General features: G+C 33.2%; 25 protein-coding genes. 4 read left to right on the top strand and 21 right to left on the bottom strand.

Annotated features, from left to right (window positions below):
- Nucleotides 1-26 precede the first annotated feature (26 nt).
- The 7 genes from RBR61_RS06155 to RBR61_RS06125 all read right to left on the bottom strand — a co-directional run bounded on the left by RBR61_RS06155 (nucleotide 27) and on the right by RBR61_RS06125 (nucleotide 5471).
- The gene (locus RBR61_RS06155) at nucleotides 27-1247 is read right to left on the bottom strand and encodes an AAA family ATPase (protein ID WP_320342836.1); all 1221 of its coding nucleotides are present in this window, start codon (nucleotides 1245-1247) and stop codon (nucleotides 27-29) included.
- Nucleotides 1248-1412: 165 nt separating this feature from the next.
- Complete coding sequence (locus tag RBR61_RS06150) at nucleotides 1413-2546, bottom strand: Fic family protein (RefSeq protein ID WP_320342835.1); 1134 nt, start codon at nucleotides 2544-2546, stop codon at nucleotides 1413-1415.
- A 69-nt stretch (nucleotides 2547-2615) separates the two neighbouring features.
- On the bottom strand, nucleotides 2616-3137 hold the full coding sequence (locus RBR61_RS06145; RefSeq protein ID WP_320342834.1) for a hypothetical protein: 522 nt from the start codon (nucleotides 3135-3137) through the stop codon (nucleotides 2616-2618).
- Nucleotides 3138-3152: 15 nt separating this feature from the next.
- A complete protein-coding gene (gene traT, locus RBR61_RS06140; protein WP_320342832.1) occupies nucleotides 3153-3791 on the bottom strand; it encodes a complement resistance protein TraT in 639 nt (212 codons plus the stop codon).
- A 28-nt stretch (nucleotides 3792-3819) separates the two neighbouring features.
- Nucleotides 3820-4323 (bottom strand): outer membrane beta-barrel protein, encoded by a 504-nt coding sequence (locus RBR61_RS06135; protein WP_320342831.1) that lies wholly within the window; start codon nucleotides 4321-4323, stop codon nucleotides 3820-3822.
- A gap of 96 nt (nucleotides 4324-4419) precedes the next feature.
- Nucleotides 4420-5088 (bottom strand): hypothetical protein, encoded by a 669-nt coding sequence (locus RBR61_RS06130; RefSeq protein WP_320342830.1) that lies wholly within the window; start codon nucleotides 5086-5088, stop codon nucleotides 4420-4422.
- Complete coding sequence (locus tag RBR61_RS06125) at nucleotides 5085-5471, bottom strand: hypothetical protein (protein ID WP_320342828.1); 387 nt, start codon at nucleotides 5469-5471, stop codon at nucleotides 5085-5087. Before RBR61_RS06125 ends, RBR61_RS06130 begins: the two co-directional genes overlap by 4 nt.
- Nucleotides 5472-6088: 617 nt before the next feature.
- Here RBR61_RS06125 and RBR61_RS06120 point away from each other — a divergent pair.
- On the top strand, nucleotides 6089-6709 hold the full coding sequence (locus RBR61_RS06120) for a hypothetical protein (protein WP_320342827.1): 621 nt from the start codon (nucleotides 6089-6091) through the stop codon (nucleotides 6707-6709).
- A 17-nt stretch (nucleotides 6710-6726) separates the two neighbouring features.
- Nucleotides 6727-7392, top strand: a complete 666-nt coding sequence (locus RBR61_RS06115) for a hypothetical protein (RefSeq protein WP_320342825.1) — start codon at nucleotides 6727-6729, stop codon at nucleotides 7390-7392.
- A 66-nt stretch (nucleotides 7393-7458) separates the two neighbouring features.
- On the opposite strand, the gene RBR61_RS06110 is transcribed toward RBR61_RS06115, so the two are convergent.
- The 11 genes from RBR61_RS06110 to RBR61_RS06060 all read right to left on the bottom strand — a co-directional run bounded on the left by RBR61_RS06110 (nucleotide 7459) and on the right by RBR61_RS06060 (nucleotide 16313).
- Entirely contained in the window at nucleotides 7459-8448 is a 990-nt protein-coding gene (locus tag RBR61_RS06110) for an SAVED domain-containing protein (RefSeq protein WP_320342824.1), read from the bottom strand.
- Nucleotides 8445-9134 (bottom strand): OmpA family protein, encoded by a 690-nt coding sequence (locus RBR61_RS06105; RefSeq protein WP_320342822.1) that lies wholly within the window; start codon nucleotides 9132-9134, stop codon nucleotides 8445-8447. Before RBR61_RS06105 ends, RBR61_RS06110 begins: the two co-directional genes overlap by 4 nt.
- Nucleotides 9118-9924 (bottom strand): MotA/TolQ/ExbB proton channel family protein, encoded by an 807-nt coding sequence (locus RBR61_RS06100; RefSeq protein ID WP_320342821.1) that lies wholly within the window; start codon nucleotides 9922-9924, stop codon nucleotides 9118-9120. Before RBR61_RS06100 ends, RBR61_RS06105 begins: the two co-directional genes overlap by 17 nt.
- Before the next feature lie 21 nt (nucleotides 9925-9945).
- Nucleotides 9946-10521: a hypothetical protein gene (locus RBR61_RS06095; protein ID WP_320342820.1), complete on the bottom strand. Its 576-nt coding sequence runs from the start codon at nucleotides 10519-10521 to the stop codon at nucleotides 9946-9948.
- Complete coding sequence (locus RBR61_RS06090; RefSeq protein ID WP_320342819.1) at nucleotides 10514-12316, bottom strand: hypothetical protein; 1803 nt, start codon at nucleotides 12314-12316, stop codon at nucleotides 10514-10516. The genes RBR61_RS06095 and RBR61_RS06090 overlap by 8 nt, the downstream gene beginning before the upstream one ends.
- Nucleotides 12317-12384: 68 nt before the next feature.
- On the bottom strand, nucleotides 12385-13314 hold the full coding sequence (locus RBR61_RS06085; RefSeq protein ID WP_320342818.1) for a WYL domain-containing protein: 930 nt from the start codon (nucleotides 13312-13314) through the stop codon (nucleotides 12385-12387).
- Nucleotides 13315-13440: 126 nt separating this feature from the next.
- Nucleotides 13441-14778 (bottom strand): DUF1887 family CARF protein, encoded by a 1338-nt coding sequence (locus RBR61_RS06080; protein WP_320342817.1) that lies wholly within the window; start codon nucleotides 14776-14778, stop codon nucleotides 13441-13443.
- A 74-nt stretch (nucleotides 14779-14852) separates the two neighbouring features.
- Nucleotides 14853-15137 (bottom strand): hypothetical protein, encoded by a 285-nt coding sequence (locus RBR61_RS06075; protein ID WP_320342816.1) that lies wholly within the window; start codon nucleotides 15135-15137, stop codon nucleotides 14853-14855.
- A gap of 59 nt (nucleotides 15138-15196) precedes the next feature.
- Nucleotides 15197-15397: a hypothetical protein gene (locus RBR61_RS06070; protein WP_320342815.1), complete on the bottom strand. Its 201-nt coding sequence runs from the start codon at nucleotides 15395-15397 to the stop codon at nucleotides 15197-15199.
- Nucleotides 15398-15646: 249 nt separating this feature from the next.
- Nucleotides 15647-16018 (bottom strand): DNA-binding protein, encoded by a 372-nt coding sequence (locus tag RBR61_RS06065; protein ID WP_320342814.1) that lies wholly within the window; start codon nucleotides 16016-16018, stop codon nucleotides 15647-15649.
- 1 nt (nucleotide 16019) lies between these two features.
- Nucleotides 16020-16313, bottom strand: coding sequence for a type II toxin-antitoxin system HigB family toxin (locus tag RBR61_RS06060; protein ID WP_320342813.1), 294 nt, complete (start codon nucleotides 16311-16313; stop codon nucleotides 16020-16022).
- A gap of 357 nt (nucleotides 16314-16670) precedes the next feature.
- Here RBR61_RS06060 and RBR61_RS06055 point away from each other — a divergent pair, with 357 nt between their 5' ends.
- Nucleotides 16671-17723 (top strand): tyrosine-type recombinase/integrase, encoded by a 1053-nt coding sequence (locus tag RBR61_RS06055; protein WP_320342812.1) that lies wholly within the window; start codon nucleotides 16671-16673, stop codon nucleotides 17721-17723.
- Between the two features lie 224 nt (nucleotides 17724-17947).
- On the opposite strand, the gene RBR61_RS06050 is transcribed toward RBR61_RS06055, so the two are convergent.
- Together RBR61_RS06050 and RBR61_RS06045 are read right to left on the bottom strand one after the other, a co-directional pair.
- Nucleotides 17948-19084: a hypothetical protein gene (locus RBR61_RS06050; RefSeq protein ID WP_320342810.1), complete on the bottom strand. Its 1137-nt coding sequence runs from the start codon at nucleotides 19082-19084 to the stop codon at nucleotides 17948-17950.
- Between the two features lie 32 nt (nucleotides 19085-19116).
- The gene (locus RBR61_RS06045; protein WP_320342808.1) at nucleotides 19117-19413 is read right to left on the bottom strand and encodes a hypothetical protein; all 297 of its coding nucleotides are present in this window, start codon (nucleotides 19411-19413) and stop codon (nucleotides 19117-19119) included.
- Nucleotides 19414-19535: 122 nt separating this feature from the next.
- Between RBR61_RS06045 and RBR61_RS06040 the strand changes: the two genes are divergently transcribed.
- The gene (locus tag RBR61_RS06040) at nucleotides 19536-19787 is read left to right on the top strand and encodes a helix-turn-helix transcriptional regulator (protein ID WP_294931755.1); all 252 of its coding nucleotides are present in this window, start codon (nucleotides 19536-19538) and stop codon (nucleotides 19785-19787) included.
- Between the two features lie 27 nt (nucleotides 19788-19814).
- Here RBR61_RS06040 and RBR61_RS06035 read toward each other — a convergent pair.
- The coding region (locus RBR61_RS06035; protein WP_320342806.1) for a hypothetical protein at nucleotides 19815-20117 on the bottom strand (303 nt) is incomplete at its 5' end.

Genomic DNA, 20117 nt, shown 5'->3' with positions numbered 1-20117 from the left:
ATAGTCTTGTGTGTAACTTAAAATTTTTAATACAAAAAGCCAAAAAGCCAAAGCGGAATCTTCGCACCATATCCCACTTCTATATCATCCAAAGCAAGATAGCTGTTTTTTATATCTTTGATTTGAGAAAAATCTTTATTTTTGCCACCCACTTCAAAAGTGTATTTGTTATCCACCAAAAAGTCGCCTTTTTTTGCACTAAAAATCCTATCATCTAAAAGCCTTGCTTGTGAGGATAGAGCATTTTTTATCTGGTTTACAAAAAAAGCCTCCCTCGCACTCCCAGTATCTAAACTGGCAGTAATGGCATAAGAGATATTAGTATTTTGCATAAAAAGTTTTTCGGGTTTTGCCATAATGTTGTAGCCTTTTTCTTTGCTTTTTATACTGTTGATTACTTTGGCTCGTTCTAGATATTCTAAGTAATCATACACTTTTGGCCGTGAGATATTTGTAGCTTTTGCGATATCTGTGATATTTGGAATAAACGGCACATTTGTAGCAAGCAGGTAGAGCAGTTTTTTTAGTTTTGCTATTTGTGAAATATCTATGTGGTTTATATGTGGTAAATCTGTTTCAAGTATGAGGTTAATCATCTGGATGATTTTTTGATGATACACCTCTTTGTCTTCCAATATAAACGGATAAGCTCCATACTCAAGATACTCTTTAAAGTGCATAAGCGGCTTAATATGCTCGGTTATAGTTTGTGCTATAGCTATATGATTTTCTAAAATATTTTCAAGTGTAAAGCTGTCAAACTTATAAATATCAAGAAGCTCAAGGTATTCTCTAAAAGAGAGATTTTCTAAAGTGTAAATAATGCTTCTTCTTGAGAGATCACTGTTTTGCTGTGAGATTTGAAGTATGGAAGAGCCTGAAAAAACGACTTTCAGTTCTAGCGTATCGTAGATATTTTTTATGTGTGTTGACCAATCTTCATATTTATGCACTTCATCCACAAAAAGCACTTCGCCGCCATGCTGCTCAAAATATTTGGCAAATTCAAAAAGGGAGACTGACTGCATATATGGATTGTCCAAACTTACATAAAGTGCCGTATTTTTATTGGTAAAATTTTCTTTGATATATTGCAACATCATAGTTGTTTTTCCAAGTCCTCTTTGCCCTAAAATACCTATCGATTTTAAACTCCAGTTTATTTTGCCATAGAGATATCTTTTTTTATCTAAACTGATTTTATGAAGAAGTTTTGTTTGCTCTTCAAAGAGTATTTGTAAATTCATATGAATGCCTTAGCCTATTAAATGTAAATGTATATTAACATATTTTAAATAATTTGTAAACATATTGTATTAGTCTATAACATTTGGCACTTAGGATTAGTATTAATGAGATATTGTGCTGGAATGTCCCCGCTTATATAGACAGAAACTTATTCAGTTAACACCTTATATTTTAAGTTCATAATATACACCCCGACCTTTTCCAAAACTCTCAAAGATTCCTTTTTGAACTAAATCTGCTATATCCCTACTAGCTGTGAGTCTTTGGGATTTTGTTAAGCTCATATATTTATTTACCCTCATACCGCCTTCAAATTTCTCCGGAAGATATGAGAGCATTTTTAGTATCACTTTTTTTTGTCTATCATTGAGTTGTGTATCTCTATGTTTATCCCAAAATTTTGCTTTTGTTTGTACTACTTCAACTTTTTGAAGGGTTTCATCGATAGAGATTTCAAGCAGCTTTACAAACCACTGCATCCATATCGTTATATCTTGATCAGTCTGTTTACATACATTATCAAGCACTTCATAGTACTCTTTTCTATTTTTGTAAATTATCGTTGATATAGAGTAGAAATTTGCATTGGCAAGATTTGTTTGGGCTAGTACATAGTCTGTGATAGCTCTGGCAATCCTTCCATTTCCATCATCAAATGGGTGTATGAGTACAAAATAAAGATGAGCTACTATAGCTTTATATATACTGTTTTGTTCATCTCTTTTGTTTAACCATTCTAGAAAATCATCCATTAATTTTTCCACTATTTTTGAGGGTGGTGCTACGAAATGGATTTTTTCTCTCTCCCATGGCCCTGAAACAATTTGCATATCGTCACTATTTGTTCTGTATGTTCCTATCGCAATATCTCTAAGACCTGAGCTTCCGGTTGGAAAAAGTGCTTTGTGCCATGCAGATAATCTTTTTTTCGTTAGCGGCTCTTTATTTGTTTTTGCATCTATAAGTATCTCTATAAGATTGTCAGACTGAGCGGTATAGCTATAGTCATCTTCAAGGCCTAGTTTCAAAAGTTTGTTTATAGATGAGCGAACAGAAGATCTTTGAAGTATCTCTCCTTCAATTGCTGAAGTGGCTATTGCTTCATCAAGAAGCACCTCAAGTAGTAATTCATTTGAATCACTCTGATTCATAAAATTCTCTACCATCTTAAGCTGACCAAACTTATAGGTCAGACTCTCAAGATTGACATTATCATAAATAAAATTTGGAAAGTTATCACTTTGCCATATCCATTTTAATTTATTTTCTAAAGAAGCTGCGCTTTGATCTGTTTTCATGACCTTATTGTATCATTTTTTGATATATTTATAGCTTTAAATTGTATCATCTTCCCATATAAAGCAAATTTAATTCAACACTTCAACGTCCACTTCAAGACCTTCATACAAACCTTTTTCTTTCATGTAGTCAATAACTTCCTGTGCATTAAACACCGTAAAATTCAACTGTTCTTCATTAAACATCTGAATGCCAAGTTTTGCTTTTGTGTTGTATGTACCGCACTTGTGCAATCCTCCAGTACCTGGAACATGAAGCGCCAGCAAAGCACTAGGTGAACATTTTTCAAGTATCTCCTCTGGAGTATTTGATAAAGAACCATCCAAGTTTGATATCTCTTTTGGGCTAAAGAATGCAAAATATTTGTAGTTTTGCTGCAGTGTTGTTACAGCAGCAACCTCTAGCGCGCTTTTAAAAGCATCAGTCTCATTTGCCGCCCATGATGGAACGCCTATTCCGTTACTGATAAATATATTGGCACGAAGTGAATTATCGTTATGGTTTTTTAGTAATGCTTTTGGTTTTGCACCGCACCCGCTAAATAGTAAAACTCCAGCTATGGAGGCAATTACAGTGATCTTTTTTAACATTTTATTTCTCCTATTTTAAAATATATTAGAGATTTGAGTAGCAACTTTATCGGAGAGAACCGGAAGTGCTTCTTCAAGTTTTAAGTGAGTTTGTACAGCTTCTGCCAACACTCTTGTCTGGTGCGTTTTATACCCCTGCCCCATTACTTCGCTTAAAGCTTCGGCATCCTCTCTTTTCTCTTCAACCGTCACATCCACAACAGCTCTATATGTTTTATCTTCAAGAGCTTTTGTTACAAGCCCAGTTGCCAATGCCGCTGTAGCGCCTATGAGTAGAGAATCTCTTGTATTGGAACTTGATGCTGCTGCAATAATACCCGTAGTTATACCGACACCGGCAGCATTTTTAATGGCATAAGCCTCTTTGAGATTATTTGCAAACAAGATATTTATCATCAGTATATAATCTGCACCATTTGAGTTCTCAACCAAGACATAATTTTTTTCCTCAAGTCTGCTCTTTAGCATAGGTAAAATCTCAAGATTCTCTTGGCTTATGTTTTTAAGCGAAACATAGATGCTTTGCTTCTCTTTTTCAGCAGGTTTCAGCCAGACGCTTTTTGTCATTTTTACATTTGTTTCTAATAGTAAAGTGCCGCACCCGCTAAATAAAATAGCTATAGCTGCAGCATTAAAGAGCTTTTTTAACTTCATTTTATTGCCTTTTTTGTTTATGGAGATTTTACCACACATAACGGATAAGCGCATCCATCGTGCTGTAGTCATAGTTGATGTTCAAGCTTGAAAGTTCCATATCGTATGTTCTGTACTCCATGGCAAGTGCGATATGTTCAAACACCTTGTAAGAGACCCCTGCCCCATAGCCAAACCCGCCTGCCGATGTGCTTGAGCTGATTGCTTGCACCTGATAACCTGCGATACCGTAAATTTCAAGCGGCTTTGTCGGGCTGTACCCTAAATGAAAATCAACCCCGATACCGTTAAACCAAGAGCTGTCAGAGCCACTGTAGTTCTTAAAATCGCCCTGATGGTACGATGTGCTAAACCCAACCATAACATTGTTGCGAAACACTTTGCTAAAACCGTAACCGACACTAAAGATAGTCGGAGACTGATCCTCCATCATATCTGCTTTTGATGCACCTACATAAACATAATTGTCCGCTGCAAGGCTTGACGCCAACGACAGAGCCAAAAGGCTTGATGTGACTAATTTTTTTAACATTTAAATCCTTTGTTTGGGTTTTAAACCCTTTTTTTTTATTTTACGTCTAAAAGTATATAGATACAAAACGAAGCGTATATTTCGTTCATAAATATTTTAAAACTCAAAATTGAGTCCGAGAGTAGCCTGGTAATTATCCTGCACTACACCTGAAAGTTGAACAGCTCCGCCGTTTGCAAGAGTGTAAGAGAAGCTGTACGTGTCCATAATGTAACCGACTCCAAGATGAACACTTATGTTCTTGCTCAAAGCGTAAGCCAAATCCAAAAGCAGAGCTATCTCGACAACATCCGTATCTTTTGTAAAGAGGGCTTCTGTGGCTTGAGAAGTGCCGCTAAATATATATGAGACGTTGGATGTTCCGCTTTGCGTCATAAAGCTCTTGCCCTCAGTCTTTTGCGCTCCAACGCCAATTTTGCCGCCCAGTGAATATGTAAAGTCACCGCTTGTAAAACCGCCGCTAAGACCTATGCCATAGCCACGTTCATCGTTTTTGGCATCATCATGCTTCCATGTGTAAGCAAACGCTTTTGAGTAAAGAGGCGTAGAGGCTCTGTAAACTCTCCAAACACCGCCAATCTCCAGCTCTGTCCTTCTTCCACCCGAGCCTACCGTATTGCTCATGCTCTCTTTACCCTCAAAATAAGTCGCCTTATCCGTCGATACAAAACCCTCTTTTATGGCGATATGCCAGTTGCCATCTTTGGCAGAAACAACCAGAGGGATAGCAGCTAGAAATACTGCGCTCAATATGTATCTCTTCATGACTTAAACTCCTCAATAACACCTTTAATTCCTGCACCCATCAATGTTACATAAGCATGGTACAAAATAATGGCAACGCTAACAAATGTCATATCTGATTTTGCAATCGAGTGTTGATATGAACCTGCGATATAGATAAAAACAGTGAACAAAAAAACAAGCCAGTTAAAATTACCAAAAAACTCCCAGTATGACTGATATCTAAATATTGTCACCTTGAGTATCAGCCAGAACATAGATGAGCTGATCAACGCTGCGAGGTAAAATGCCAAAAAGGGGTCTTCTATGAAAGTCACACCTTCACGCACGGCCGCTCTTGTCTTATCGCCGAGAGATCCAACTGATTGAAAAACTATACCTATAAACTCAAAAACTGCTTCCATAACAGATCCTTTTTTCTAGTTTTTTACAGAAAAAAGTTTATAGGAACTAAACGAAGCGTACATTTCGTTTTGTTTTATATATAATCATCCTTTGAGCCGGGTCCAAAGACCCAGTACTCAAAACAACAAGGGTCCAAATAAGCATCAAGTCCATCGCAATCATCATCTGAACCATCATCAATGACACTGCCTACTATAGCCAGGAAGATAAAAATATAAAAAATAGTCTCCATTTCATACCGCCCTATTTAAAACTTTTTAAACACTCCCCTTTTATACATAAATGCAACGAACCTGCTATTTCGTTTACTGCCTATAAGTATAAAATATAGAAGCAAAGCTATTAATTAATTTAAATATCTGATATTCTTACTTTGATCGTTAAAGAAACATAAATATATTTTATAATTTAGAATATACTAAAATTAATTTTTGTTTAACGACACAGTATATAAAATTAATCTAGATTTATTTAAAAAAAAGGTTTTTAAAAAATGATTTTATTAAATCGCGGCTACATACGGAGATTCAAAGCTAACAATGGCGTCTTTTTTTTGTTTCTGATGCATAATTCATACTCACAACTAGCTTTAATATTACTTCCATTAGGAATTATAATGATTTTAATACGAAATATTAATATAAATCAAGAGTTATTTATTTTATTTTTCTCAATAATTTTTTTATTTTGTATCGCCTTTTTCCAAACCGCGCTGTTATTAAAAAATAAAGAGTTAATTATTTATAAAGGCTTAGCTAGATTGCTTCTTCTCACGAAGCAAATGGAAGAGATATTAGAAAGTTTAGGTGCATCTGGAAAAGGACTGTATGAAAAGGGGTATAGTTTAAGGAGTATCATTTCAGAAGATTTATTAAAAGATATTTTCTTTCTTGCTGATCTAAGAAATAAGGCAGTTCACGGATACCCAGAAATAAAAAATGAAGAAATTGTAATAGCAAAAGCAAAGAAAATTAAAAAAAATTTAAAAAATTTAGTTTTAACTAGAATAAAAATATTTGTTTGGCTAAGCAGAATGATAACTTTATTATATATTGTTGTTGGTGCTATATTTTTTTATAACCTATTCATGTTAGGTGGTGCCTTGCTAATGGTTACCGCAATATATTTGATATATGATCAAATTAAAAATCGCGTCGGATATAAGACTTACTTTACTATAAGTTTTACAATAATTATTGGATTTTTAATTCTCTATAGTTACGCAAAATACAATTAGTTATAAAGAGGAAAATCATGCTTTTCAGAGATGAATTAAAAGAAACTATGGAAGTATTAAAACTTACAAAGGAATTAGAAGATGAGTTAAAAAGAGTGGGAGCAAGAGGAGCAAGCTTAAGTGATAAAATCAAAAGCTTTGAAGTCTATTCACAAGAAGATTTTGATGAAGATTATGAGTATAGAGAGTATAAAAGAGGATTGTTAGGTGGACGATATAATAGACTTCGCTGGGTGGCACACGAAAGAAATCAAGCTATGCATCAAAATAAATACTTAATAAATCAATATCTAAAATTTAAATATACAATAAAAGATGCTATTAAATATCTTAATGGAAAAAATATCACTCTAGAATCATTAGTATTGGATTATTTCCCTGTTTTACCATTTTTAATCATTTCATCTTATCTTTTATTTAATGTATTTAATAATTTTGCTTCAGGAAAAACAAATGTTATTCTATCTGGTTTATTAATAATTTTTGGTTTGGCTCTTACATTTCAACTTGCAGCATTAGTAACTGTTGTGATGCAATTACTCTATTCAATTTACGACTTTATTCAAAACTTTATAACGACTTATAAGATTGGATTTGTATTATTTTGTTTAGCTTTTGCATTTATGGGGCGAGACTTGTCATATTTAACTATTCTCCTAGATAGAGCTAAGTGTTTATTTTAAACAAATAGATAAAAATGATTTAAGAACTCTATGTAAAGTTTTTACAACTAAAGATTTGTGAGTAAATTAAAAATAACACTTTACTTCATTGAGTTTGATAAAATGAACATATTCTCCCTTTTCATATTGAGTCATTTGAATTGGTAAATAATTACTTATAGCCATACCAACTAAAATAGCTATAGACTCAGGCATTGCATGAGCTATCGTTATATTTTTATACTTTTTTTGTAATTTATTTAAAACAGTAAAAATTTCGCGCGCATATAGTATCCAATCCTCATCAAGAGTGATGGTCCCACTATGATTTGCATGTAAAGTTATAATATTTTTGTAAGGTTTTAGACTACTGGCATGTAATGCTATGTCGTGACTTGAAGCTTTTATTGTGACTAAAACAGTGTTATCAAAAGTATCTAGTATTTGTTCACTAACTTTAAATTTAGTAAAGGTGCTAACTATAGTTTTATAATTTCTATCTTTTACTGTAGCCACCTCATCAAAATGATCACTATCTGGATTTTTTTGGTATATGACAAGACCATCTAATTCAAATATTTGTCCTATAAGAAAACCAACAGAAGGCCTTTGATAATAAGCAAGATGAAACTTAATTCGACCTTTAGCGTTTTGTTGCAATTTATTAAGTTGATAACTAATTATCTGGATAAAACTAATCAAACTACTCTTATTATAAATATCTCCAGTATATTCAAAGATTAATTCTTCTCTAACAATATTAAGATATTTTTTTAAATTTTGTTCTAAATCACTTAAAGAGTATTTTTTTTCAATATCTTGGACAAGATTATCAAAAATATGTTCTGGAGATTTATTAGAATCAACACGGATAACTAGAGGTATAGGAATATTTTCTTGGATATAAAATTTTCGCTCTTTTCGAATATTAAGCCATGCAAGCCCTATAGCTATAAATGCAACTACAATAGCTATAGCATATATTAGATTATACTCTATGTAATCCCCTAGTAATCCCATGATCGCAATGATAATCAAACCTGTTTGTATATATATGTGATTTAAAAACTCTTTCACTTGTGTCCCTTCATACTTTCTAAATCGCTAAACTTTGCTTCTCTTATAATAATGCTTACTCTCCTATTTGCTTCTCTTGCTTTAGCTAATTCTTCACTTTGTTTATTGCGATAATCTACTAAAGGTTGATTTTCAGCATTTGCAAGCAGTCGTATATTTTTGTTATTAAGTCCTTTTTCTTCCAAGTATTTTTGAATACTTAATGCCCTTAAAGCAGAGAGTTCCCAATTCGTGACTTTGTCTCCTGGGACATCATCTGTATAACCAGAAATATCGATGTATCTATATTTGCTTTCTTTAATAATTTCATCAAATATTGGTTGCATAAGTCCAATTTTATCTTTTAGTAATTTTGATGAACCGCTTTTGAATTGTGCAGCTGACGCAAAACTTACAATTAAACCATTTTTATCGAGTGTGACAGAAATTTTATCTTCAAGATTATTTTCTTTGGCTACTTTTGTTATACGTTGCTTGATTTGTTCTAGTGTTGAAAATTGAGAAAATTCTTTTTTAGTTTTCTCCATCATTACTCTTTGTACCATATCAAATTTTTCCAAATCTAATTTGGAAAATGAGACAAACAAAACCATAACGGCAAAGATAGCACTGATTAAATCAGCATAGCTTGTAAGCCATAAATCCTGATTTTTACAATTTTGTCTAGTTTTATTTTTCAGTTTCATCATTAGACTCTTGATTATTTTGATGATTTTGTAAATCTGTAAGCTCTAAAAGGTTCACTTTGTGATAAAACTTTCGTACAGAAATCGCAAGATTTTCAAAATCTTCATCAAGATCTGTTTGCCATTGTTCAACACTTCTTGCATTAGGTTTAAACAATAAAATAGTAAATAATGAAGCATAGAGGGTAGTAGACAGAGCTATACTTAGTCCTGCAAATTTTTTTTCAAAATCTTCAGCTTGAGTTGGTTCAGCAAACATCATCAAAAGTCCAGCAACGGTACCTACCATTCCTATAATCGGCATTACTGTAGAAAGGTATTCATAGTCATTTTTCAATTTGCTATAAGAGCTTGCAATATTTAAGTAAATTTTCTGTGTACCTAAAACAAGATCGTCTTCTATTGCACCGTGACCTAAAAGGTGTAAAATTTTATCGACAACATGGTTTTGTTTACTTTTTTCAACAAGGTCATTTAAAGTAATTGTGTTTTCGAAAAAAGATTCGAAACTATTTTCCGCTTCAATAAAACCATTTCTTTTGTTTAAATGAAGTTTTTTTGCTTTTTTAATATCTTTTTCTATAGAAAGCCATAAAACAAAAGCAGTAATACCGACAAAAAATAATGAATTCCAGTGAATGATTCCATACTGCATTTTTTCATTCCATTCATAAATATATGGAATTGTAAAACCAAGTTCTTCAGGGCTGATTGATGGAATTACAATAAAAACTCCAAAACAAAGTAAAATGAAAAGTCCCTGTATGTACTTATTTGAAAAACCTAGCATGCTTTGTGCTCCTTGTAATAGTTAAAAATTTTGCAGTATTGCTAGTCTATTTTGCTTTACTACATTTGTATCAATCTCTGGAATAAAATACTTGACAACCCCGTAGTTTATTTCCCGAAACTTCACTTTATCATCTACTTTAATAGTGTGGTTCTCAAGCACAGCTAAAGGGGTTAAAAGATAGAGATAGCCTAAGAATTTTGAATAAAAAATCGCTTGTGTTTTTTTGATGCCTTTAAAAATAAAATAGTGATGGCTAGCAAACTTTTGCATTTCACCTTGAGAAATAGCCATTATCTTTGGCAAAGCACCATCACTATAAATCTCTGAAAAAATAATTGCAGTACTATCCGGAAAAGGTATGTGGCTCGAATAATAAGCACTTAAAGGGTAATATCTATACTCTCCATTAACTAAAATCTCTAAAGCTTGACTCTCCTCGTGAAAATGTACAAACTTACCTTTAATATATAGTTTTGGATCTAGTACATCTAAAGTGTTTGCGGTAATTCTTTTTTTATGTTTTTCGAGTTCATTTTCGATAGCATCGATTCTGGAGACGATATTTTTGATTGTCTGCTGTAATACACTATCCATTTAATTCCTTTTTTAAATCATGTATTTTTCCTAAAGTATCATAGTCCATTTTATTCTCTTTTTCAAGCATTGCAAGCTTAAAAAGCCACCCGTGAATTTTATCTCGTTGAGAATTTTGTTGTACTGAAGTGGTGTTATCTACTAAACTATTAAAGGAGTCATATGAAAAATATTTTTTTGCAAAAGCATTTAAGAAAAAACTGTTATTAAAAGTTGTAAATATTTCCAGTTTATCTTTTTTACTGTTATAAAAATTAATAAATCTATGTGAATCAAGTTCTAAAATTTTTTCTACAGAAATGTTTTTTTCATTTAAAATATTGAAAAGCTCTTTAAGTCTACAATGTTTTTCACTCCATGGTGATTTTAAAAGTTTCTTATCTATACTATTGAGAATAAAAGCACCAACATCAAATTTTTCGAGAATTGATGTTTTTAATTCTTCTTTATTAAGTGGTCTGTGCACTTTCTCTAAATCAAACTTTGCAAGATCAATTTGAAGCTCTTTTGCAATAAGTGGGATACCTTGTTCATAGGTTTTAATATGGTTTTCAAAGTCCTCAGGGCTCCAAAGTTTTCCGTTGTGTGCTACGTCGTTACGAAAATTCACTGCATTGCGTAAAAAAGAAAAAGTATCTGCTTTATCCGGATACTCTTTAGCATAAAGTCCTAAGGACGTTCCTAATGTACTGTTGTACTTTCTTTTCATTAAGCTTTCTGCTACCCAGTGAAGCATATAAAGCCGTTGCATCGTAAAACCCAAGGATTCGCTGTGCTCTAAAATATTACTGGCAACAGGGTTTTTCTTAATTTCGTTCTGCATATTTTGTAAATTTTTAGCTAAGGGTAAGTAAGATTTTCCGCCGCTAAAAGCAGCTATTTGATCTTTATAATATTCATCAAGTGCAGGTAAAAATTGTTGCAACTGTTTTTTTTCTTCTTTATTGAGCAGTTCCGGCATCTCTTCAAGACGCATAGCCAATTTTGATTGTAGTGTTTTGACATCATTTAGAAGTGGTGTGATATCTGGAAAAGAGCTTTCATTATCAGAAGAAAAATTTTTATAATACATCTCTCGTTGTTGTAGTGCTTTTGAATTTGCAAAAACTGAACTTTTCATAAAATTTATAAGCAAGTCTAATTCAGCTCTTGAAAGTCTATCGTCATTCATTACAAGTTTATAAAAACCCATTTTTTGTTGTTTTGTCAAAACATAATTTTTTATATCTATGCTACCAAGAGTATTAAGTTCATTGTAAAGTATTTTAGTGTCCGCATATGTCTCACTTATTGTTTCTAAATTTTTTGTAAAGTTTTCTAGTTTTTGAGACAATACAGACAAAGGCTTATAAATAAAAGCTGTCGGTTGAATAGACTCGAGAGTTGCATAACCAATCGGGAATTGCTTTTCACTTAAACCAACTTTCAAATTATCTTTTAATAATTTTAGCCTAGCTTTTTCTGTTTCATTTAATATAGAAGTTAATTCGTGAGCTTCAACTCCTATGGATTCCAAAGATCCACTTAAATCAATTAAAGAATTTATCAAATCTGTATTGTCTTCACGAACTGGTGATTGCACATATTTTACTAATTTTTCAATAGGAGACAAAACTTTTTCTGTAGTTCTGTCATTATTCTCACTATTATTAACAATTATATTTGTTTCTTTTAAAGATTCTGTAAAATCACTACCCTCTTCTTCTATATGACAAATATCAGCTACTGCATTTGGCATTTTTAACATGTTCAATTGATAAGTGTCACATTCTGTACTAAATTTCCAATTATTCAATTTCTACCCCATTTAGTTTTTTATTAATTTTTCAATACTCATAACTCTACACCCACCGCACGAACATATCATTTCGCCTCAAGTCTCTTTACATAACTTTTTAGCTCGTCGCAAATCTTTTGACGAAATCTAAGAGGCTCAAGCACTTCGACATGCGGTAGCCATGATTTTATGAGGTTGTCCACATCTTCGTCGTGGCTTATCTCAAAACTTACGATCAGTGAGCCGTCTTTGGCTTCACGCTCTATGGTCTGCGTCTGTAAAAAATTACGCGCCTTAAAGTATTTTGCGACTGGTTCATCTACTTTTATGCGTACAGTAAACGAGTTGCCGTCTTCAAAAAATGCAGAGTGAACTTTGTCAAGGATCTGCTCTATTTTGGAATGTGGGGTTTTATGATATTTTCCTGTCGGAATGAGTTTGCGGATAGCTGAGAGCTTGAATACTTTTGTTTTGTTATCGCTCAAATCCTTTGCAAAGAGATACCAAAATCCCTCAAAAGCAGCTATTTTATAAAGCTCCAGAGTAGTTGTACGTTCGCTAAACTCAATGGTAGTGATTTCACTAAGCTCTATGAGTTTTTCAAGCTCCGAGATAAGGGGCGAATCTATGTCGATGTCTTCTAACTGTTCGTACTTTATAAAGTATGGATTGACAACCTGCTGTTGAAAAAGTTTGCAATAGATGCGCTCTTGGATCTTGTCAATGTCATCCACATCATTGAACTGCTCTAGCGCAAGGCTTAAAAAGATCATCTCATCTTTGCTGAGCACTGTCTTGTTTAGCGAGAAACCCTTCTCGAACATATGTCTTCCCTCTTTGTCTTTTGTAATGGGAAAGTGCATCATGCCAAGACGTTTGAGGTCGTTTTGAATAGTGCGGGCAGTGACAAAGTATTCTTCGGCAAGTTCCTGAGTGGTAGGTCTTGTGTCATCTGAGAGCTTTGTAAGAATACCTACAAAGCGAAAGAGGGCTCTGTCATAATCCTTTTTTACCATAAAACACCTACATAATAATTTTGTTTAATAATTCTCAAAGATTTTAACTGTGCAAATATTAAACAATCTTTAAAATGAAATATAATTATCACATTTTATTATTTCATGCAAATAGGTGTACAAACGCTACATCTCTGCCTTATATTTTAAAAAATAGTTATAAATAAAATGAATATCCGACTCACTTTTCATCTTGTTTAGAAATCGTATGACTGTCTTTAGATGCTCATTTTCCATCGACTCTTTTACTTTGGCATTGTTACGATAATTTATTTTATAATTGAGCAGACGAAGCAGCTCTTTTTTGTTGAAAAAGTCTATCTCTATCAAGAGATGCGTGCGTAAAAACTGATTTAACTCTTCTTTTAACTCATCTGCTTTGGTAGGTTTTATTGAACTTTGCGGCGAGAGCGAATCTATGTCCGGAGTGTTTAGCGAGAAGATGGAGTCAACATCTCTTATAAAGCGTCCTGTGCGTCCTATTGGCGAGCCCCTAAGAAAGATTCTTCTTGCGTTGGCTCTTTTGTATGGGGCATTTCTATCCTCTTTTATGGCATCAGCTTCAGGGTCATAGACCTCATCGTCTGTCAAAAAAAGCATAAGCGCATCATCATCGAGCGTATTTCTGATAGAGTCGAGCTTGTAGATGAAGTTTGCTGTTTTACGCTGGTCAAAATCATCTCTGAATTTGCACTCTATCATATGCAGATGGTTGTTTTTCATAATGAGTATATCAAACTCATTTGTAAAATAGTCATCATCCACATAATAGTCTTTTACCTTGACACCAAGAGCGATGTCATCAAAACTGAGTCCGCTAAGAAGATTGTAGATATAAAGCTCAAACAAAAATCCTTTTGGAGTCGTCCTCACAAACGCAGGAACACTCTGCTCTTTGATATAACGTGCGTGCATACCGTTATACTCATCAAAAAGAGATGATATCTCATCTTTGTACTCCAGAGCATTTTTAGTATCTTGCATGCTCTCTATGAGTATGTTTTTCATAGTTAAATGGTCTGTGATATTCATACTGCTTACGGCAATTGGTTTGCTCATACTTGTATCATTCAAAAGTGTATATGTGTTGTCAAACCTGTCATACGAAAGAAACGATACATCTTTGTCCTTTAGCTCTTTTGCAAGTCCGTATGCCACGCCTGCAAGCCCGTCCGTTATGTTTATGAGTATCTTTTTGTTCTCTTTGGCAAAAGTTAAAATATACTCCGCCAAGCCCTTTATGGCATCGTAACTATCCTCATCTATCTGCTTGGTGTATGTTGTGATGGGAAGGTTTTTTTCCTCTATGAAGTGCTTTGTACCGCGCATTATCTTTTTAGCCTGCAAAACATCATGTCTGAAGTCATCATAGACTACGACATGGTTTTCAAGTTCATCTTTGAAATGATGAAAGATAGGGAGTATTGAGGAGTGAAAATCTCCGATGATCGAGACAAGTGTCATGTTAAGCTCTTAGTTGTGAAATAGTCGCTGATTGTAGCATATTGAAAATTATTTTACTCAATTTTTGCCTTTCATCAATGTTGCGACCAAAAATCATCCCTCATGTCGTCTTCTAAAAAGTATCTTACAAATTTCATACGCAACAGAAAAAGCAAAAGCACTGAGACAATAGAGACAGTTGCTAGCTGCCAGATGCCGTCGTTAAACGTAAAATGATGGCTAAGTATGCCGACCGTAAAAAATCCCACTCCAAACCAGATAAGCACAAAGCTCATAACGAAAGTCTCAAATGCTATAAGCACTAAGCCTATAGCCATGAGTATTATTGGTGAAATAGCCTCAATAATTGTTATTTCCATTGTTTTCCCCTTTAAAAAAGCCTCTTTAAGTATGCTCGTAGAGCCTACAAATTTTCGTTTTATCTAAGTGCGCTATAAAATATGCCCAACATATCTTTTACCTGCACAGCAGGCTCTAAGAGAGTGGTCACAAAATAATCCAGCAGTATTACCTCTACGGCCGTAGAAAAGAGTCCAAGCGCCATGTTGAACACTACCGCTGCTATGATCCATGTCTCAGTCGTTTTTGAATATGTACCGTTTGTGGCAAATAAACTCATCTGAATATCCTTTGCTACCTTATTGGTAAATTTTTAAGATAAATGGATTATAAAATGGAGGAACGAAGATAGTATTTCGTTTTGGAATTAAATTTCAATATGTATATAAGTTTGATGAATGTGAATGTATAATCAGAACAATGTTGAATAGAGGAGATAATCGAATTTGTTTAAAAGTAGCTGTTGCAATACCGTGACAGTTAAAAAGAGGAAAGGCAGCCGCAGGCTGCGCGGATCTTAGGTTAAGAACTAAGCTCTCTTTGGCGGTTGAATTAATGTTTCAAGCGGAAGATGCAGCCCACTAGCAAGTTTTATAATCATTGAAAGTGAAAGTGAAATTTTTCTATTTAGAAGTTCAGAGACTTTACTTCTATTTCCAATATAAGGTACTAAATCTTTTTGCTTGAGATTCATTTGCTGCATTCTTATTTTTATCGCTTCGATAGGGTCGGGTTCAGATATAGCCCAATTTTCTTCTTCATATTTTTCAATCAACAATACTAAAACTTCAAGCTTATCACTCTCTTTACTTTTAAGTGGTGGATTTAGTTCCATCAATCTATCAACTTCTTGTAAAGCCATATCATACTCTTGTTCATTTCTTATAGGTTTTAATAACATCTTATATCTCCTCTGCATTTATTTTATCATACTGGCTATGAGTTCCTATGAACTTAACTCTAATGATTTTACGAGGGTAGTCAATATGGACTACCAGCCTATAATCATTGCCCTTGATATTAAAAACTACACGGTTATCTTTTAAAAAAGATGCGCTTGCATATATTTTTTTAATATCATCTGGCGTGTTCCATGTGGACTTTTTTGCGTCCGAATACCAAACCTCTAATGCAGTCTTAGCATCAGAATGTTTCTCATAAAACATTACTAAAGTTCTTTTACTGATAATATTCATGTTGTTATTATATTAAAATTCCCTTTAAAGGAACTTTAATATAATAATTAAAATATATGGGCAATTATTAAAAGTGGGGCAAAAAGTGGGGCATGGTGTTTTTTGATTGTTTGATTTTTCTTTTAAAAAGTCTTTGAAAGTTCGTTGGTAAGGGAGTTTAACAATGGTGGGTTCTGAGTGACTCGAACACTCGACCACTCCGTTATGAGCGAAGAGGGCTTATGTTCCTTAAGATTCATATCGATGCCAAAAGCCCGTATATTACGAATGTATATTTTTTTTTAAATCTTATTAATATATAATAATTCCGAAAAAAGTGCCACCCAAAGTGCCACCCATAATTTATAGGAAGCAACCATGGCGATTAATACAAAAGAATTTCCAAACAAAATTAAACCTGGTCTTTATGCCAATAAAAGCTATGAGCGTTTTTACTACTCATTCAAATATGATAATGAAAGATATCGAGGTATTATAGACTACTCAGACAAAACTTGGGACAAACGCACAAAGACTGATAATGCAGAAAAAGCAATATTTAAGCTCAAAGAACAAAAAAAAGATAACATCTCCGATAATGCAACTATTGATGATATAGTTCAACTTTACTTTGAATCTATGAAAGAAGGCACTTATAAACAAAATCGTAAATCTTATTACGACCGTAAAGTAAAGCCAAAAATAGGGAAAAAACTTGCAAAGAGTGTATTTCAACGACATCTTCAAAAACTTGTCAATGAAAATATTGCTAATGGAGACAGTCCTCGAACAGCAAAACAAATCATAGAAGTATTAAGTCCAGCTTTTAATCTTGCCGAGGCTAACCAAATTACAACACATAATCCTTGTCGTAAAGTTAAAATTGCTATATCGCCATCCAAAAAAATCGTTGTCAATGCATCCGATCGATTAAGAGTCATATATAACGCCATAATGAAGCTATATAAAGATGATCCATATTACCGAGCGTTCTTTCTTCTCGCTCTTCAAGGCCGTCGTAAAAGTGAAGTCATGAACTTAAAATGGGAACATATCTCATTCGATCATGACTACTATGTACTACCGACTACAAAAAATGGCGAAGAACAAAAAATATATTTGCCACCTAATGTCAAAGAGTGTTTAGAAGATTTTAAACAAAACATTGGATGGGTATTTGAATCCCCAGTTAATCCAGGTCATCGACTTTGTGATGCAAAAAAACAAACAGCAAAATTAAAAAAAGCTATAGGAGAATGGTTTACAATGCACTATACAAGGAATGTTATGGTCTCAGCAATGGCAGAGCAAGGCATAGATGCGATCTATATGAGTGGTGCACTTGGACATTCAGATCCTAATACAGTAACAAAATACTTAACAATGAACTATTTAAAAGGCTCAAAAATGGCTTCAGATATGATTCAATAATTAATATTAAAAATATGGAGACCGTTTTAACATAGGCTCACACAAAATGAACAATCTCACGAAACCGCATTTTTATTTTCTAGTTTTTTGGTAACAATATTATTATATTTTTTATCTATTAACAAATTATTGAATTAATACTAAATATTGAAAAGCTATTTTTAAAAAGTTATTGTTCCAATGTTTTATTGGTAGTTTATTATTAATGATTTAATATTTTTCCATTAATCACGGTAAACACCCTGCTTGTTGACTTTAAATATCCAAGCACGTTCTGTGACTGGGAACAAACCAAATTCATTTTCTTTATACTCAGTAGTATTAATTTCTCCAGACATAATATATCCGTCTGATACTTCTAAGATCGCAGTAGCAGTATCTTTTCCAAGACCAAGTCCGTAGCTATTCTGCCATAGGAGTTCGCCATTATTAGTTAACTCAAATATCATTAAATAAGATTTGACATCCGAAACATATTCTTTTCCAACAACTACAAGATTACCAGACTGATTCAATATAAAATCACGACCAAAAGTATTTGTATCATCTATGCGTGTATAATTCCAGATAATATTTCCTTCTTTATCCATTTTAGTTATTGTTACTTGTAACGGTGTATTTCCCATAAGAACAAACTCATTTTCTTTTACTATAATTTTTTGAAATTCTTTTATGCTTGGATACTCTTTATTCCATGTAACATTGCCCTTACTATCAGTTCTCATCATATATGCGCTTCTTTCTTCGTATTTATTCTTTATCCATTTTTTGCCAATAAAAAGATATTCATCATTATCTAATTCTATAAAATCATTAAAATCTAAATTTTCATGGAAATCTATACTTTTGTACTTTTGATGCCACACTTCAAAACCATTGGCATTTATTTTAATTATATTGTAGCCACTAACTAAGATAAATCCTTTATCTTTTGTTTGCTTGATTTTAGAATCTTGTTGCAAAATAATAGGAAAGAAAGATTCACCCTTAAGATTGCCATATGTATCAATAAGTAATACTTGAGTTCCAATTTTGTCACCCTGTATGCTTGTCATAAGAATATATGTATTTTTAGAGGCTTTTTCAATGTATTCTGCTGAACTAAATCTATCCCCATATCGTTTTTCCCATAATTGATTACCATGTTCATCAATTTTTAGCACAATGGAGTTGCGATTTACACCGGCAATTATAATATTATTACTATTATCATATACCATTGAATTAAATGCCCCATACTTGTCCTCATAAAATATTTTTGAAAAGCCTATCTGTTGTGCTTTTTTATCAATTTCATACTGCTGCTTATTTCCAAAAGCAAAAACTAATGCTGGGATAATTAATATAAGTTTACGAATCATTTTTAAACCTTTTCTTTTTAAATCAATAATGGCTAATTGCCGTGCCCCCAAGAGCAACCTGAAGTATCAAACTCACCGATCATTGGCAATCCCGTAGCAGGGTTAAATCTAGTAGTTGTAGTAAGCCCTCTTTTAAATGCTCCCGCTTTCTTAATAGCCTCAGCATTAAGTTCAGCTTGTTCACGCATTTCTGCTCTTTTAGCATTAATCTCTTCAAGCTCATCTTCTGTATAAGGGATAATGCCTCTTCTCTTTAGCTCACGCTCTTCTCTCTCAATCTTTCTTCTCTTCTCTTCAATCCAAAGTCTATCTTCTTCTGAAAGTGCCATTTTAGATTCCTATTTATTTTTTTACTGCAAGTCTACAAAAAAAATACCTTTAATGTTCTATAGAACATTTCAAAACAATTCTAACAACTATAAACTTATACATACTTTACCTATAGGACATTATGCATATTTTGAATGATTTGACTCCAGCAGAACTAGAAAATTTCTATCGAAATATTGGGAAAAATGTCAAAAATGCAAGAAAAGAAAAAAAGATTTCTCAAATGCAGTTAGCACTAGCTATAGGTCATAACTCTGTTGGACACATTGCAAAAGCCGAGCTTTATAAATACGACAAACATTTTAGTCTAGAGCAGCTTTTAAAAATTTCCCGTGTTTTAGATGTCTCTTTACATGATTTGATACCGAAGTAAAAAATATTACGACAACTATATTAACCTCTACTCGCTCTCATCCTCTACTCTGCAAAGTCTAATCTCTAAGAGCATATCATCTATTTTAAAGTACTCCTTTTTATAGATCTCCCAGTTGCTGTTTTTACTCACAAGCATCTTTTGGTTATTGGCAATGCCTGTTGAGCAAAGGAGCGTCTTTTGATTTGCAAACGCCTCTATTTTTTCATCCATATCGAATGAGTTTATATAGTTAATGCCTAGTTTTAACATGTACATAGAACCCATAAACAATACTGAAACCAAAGCGATAACCACTACGCTCTCTAAAATACTCTTCATCTCTTTTGT

The sequence above is a fragment of the Sulfurimonas sp. genome, from assembly GCF_034005705.1.
Taxonomy (GTDB): domain Bacteria; phylum Campylobacterota; class Campylobacteria; order Campylobacterales; family Sulfurimonadaceae; genus Sulfurimonas.
The sequence above is the reverse complement of the archived record's forward strand: the minus strand, read 5'-3'. Positions and strand labels throughout refer to the sequence as shown.

Bases quoted from the DNA above. Each gene is read 5' to 3' on its own strand.
- RBR61_RS06135 (WP_320342831.1), bottom strand. From the start codon at position 4,323: ATGTTAAAAAAATTAGTCACATCAAGCCTTTTGGCTCTGTCGTTGGCG.
- RBR61_RS06105 (WP_320342822.1), bottom strand. From the start codon at position 9,134: ATGAAACTGAAAAATAAAACTAGACAAAATTGTAAAAATCAGGATTTA.
- RBR61_RS06085 (WP_320342818.1), bottom strand. From the start codon at position 13,314: ATGGTAAAAAAGGATTATGACAGAGCCCTCTTTCGCTTTGTAGGTATT.
- RBR61_RS06095 (WP_320342820.1), bottom strand. From the start codon at position 10,521: ATGGATAGTGTATTACAGCAGACAATCAAAAATATCGTCTCCAGAATC.
- RBR61_RS06145 (WP_320342834.1), bottom strand. From the start codon at position 3,137: ATGTTAAAAAAGATCACTGTAATTGCCTCCATAGCTGGAGTTTTACTA.
- RBR61_RS06040 (WP_294931755.1), top strand. From the start codon at position 19,536: ATGCATATTTTGAATGATTTGACTCCAGCAGAACTAGAAAATTTCTAT.
- RBR61_RS06045 (WP_320342808.1), bottom strand. From the start codon at position 19,413: ATGGCACTTTCAGAAGAAGATAGACTTTGGATTGAAGAGAAGAGAAGA.
- traT (WP_320342832.1), bottom strand. From the start codon at position 3,791: ATGAAGTTAAAAAAGCTCTTTAATGCTGCAGCTATAGCTATTTTATTT.
- RBR61_RS06155 (WP_320342836.1), bottom strand. From the start codon at position 1,247: ATGAATTTACAAATACTCTTTGAAGAGCAAACAAAACTTCTTCATAAA.
- RBR61_RS06100 (WP_320342821.1), bottom strand. From the start codon at position 9,924: ATGCTAGGTTTTTCAAATAAGTACATACAGGGACTTTTCATTTTACTT.
- RBR61_RS06120 (WP_320342827.1), top strand. From the start codon at position 6,089: ATGATTTTAATACGAAATATTAATATAAATCAAGAGTTATTTATTTTA.
- RBR61_RS06050 (WP_320342810.1), bottom strand. From the start codon at position 19,084: ATGATTCGTAAACTTATATTAATTATCCCAGCATTAGTTTTTGCTTTT.
- RBR61_RS06130 (WP_320342830.1), bottom strand. From the start codon at position 5,088: ATGAAGAGATACATATTGAGCGCAGTATTTCTAGCTGCTATCCCTCTG.
- RBR61_RS06115 (WP_320342825.1), top strand. From the start codon at position 6,727: ATGCTTTTCAGAGATGAATTAAAAGAAACTATGGAAGTATTAAAACTT.
- RBR61_RS06150 (WP_320342835.1), bottom strand. From the start codon at position 2,546: ATGAAAACAGATCAAAGCGCAGCTTCTTTAGAAAATAAATTAAAATGG.
- RBR61_RS06125 (WP_320342828.1), bottom strand. From the start codon at position 5,471: ATGGAAGCAGTTTTTGAGTTTATAGGTATAGTTTTTCAATCAGTTGGA.
- RBR61_RS06065 (WP_320342814.1), bottom strand. From the start codon at position 16,018: ATGTTATTAAAACCTATAAGAAATGAACAAGAGTATGATATGGCTTTA.
- RBR61_RS06070 (WP_320342815.1), bottom strand. From the start codon at position 15,397: ATGAGTTTATTTGCCACAAACGGTACATATTCAAAAACGACTGAGACA.
- RBR61_RS06060 (WP_320342813.1), bottom strand. From the start codon at position 16,313: ATGAATATTATCAGTAAAAGAACTTTAGTAATGTTTTATGAGAAACAT.
- RBR61_RS06080 (WP_320342817.1), bottom strand. From the start codon at position 14,778: ATGACACTTGTCTCGATCATCGGAGATTTTCACTCCTCAATACTCCCT.
- RBR61_RS06075 (WP_320342816.1), bottom strand. From the start codon at position 15,137: ATGGAAATAACAATTATTGAGGCTATTTCACCAATAATACTCATGGCT.
- RBR61_RS06055 (WP_320342812.1), top strand. From the start codon at position 16,671: ATGGCGATTAATACAAAAGAATTTCCAAACAAAATTAAACCTGGTCTT.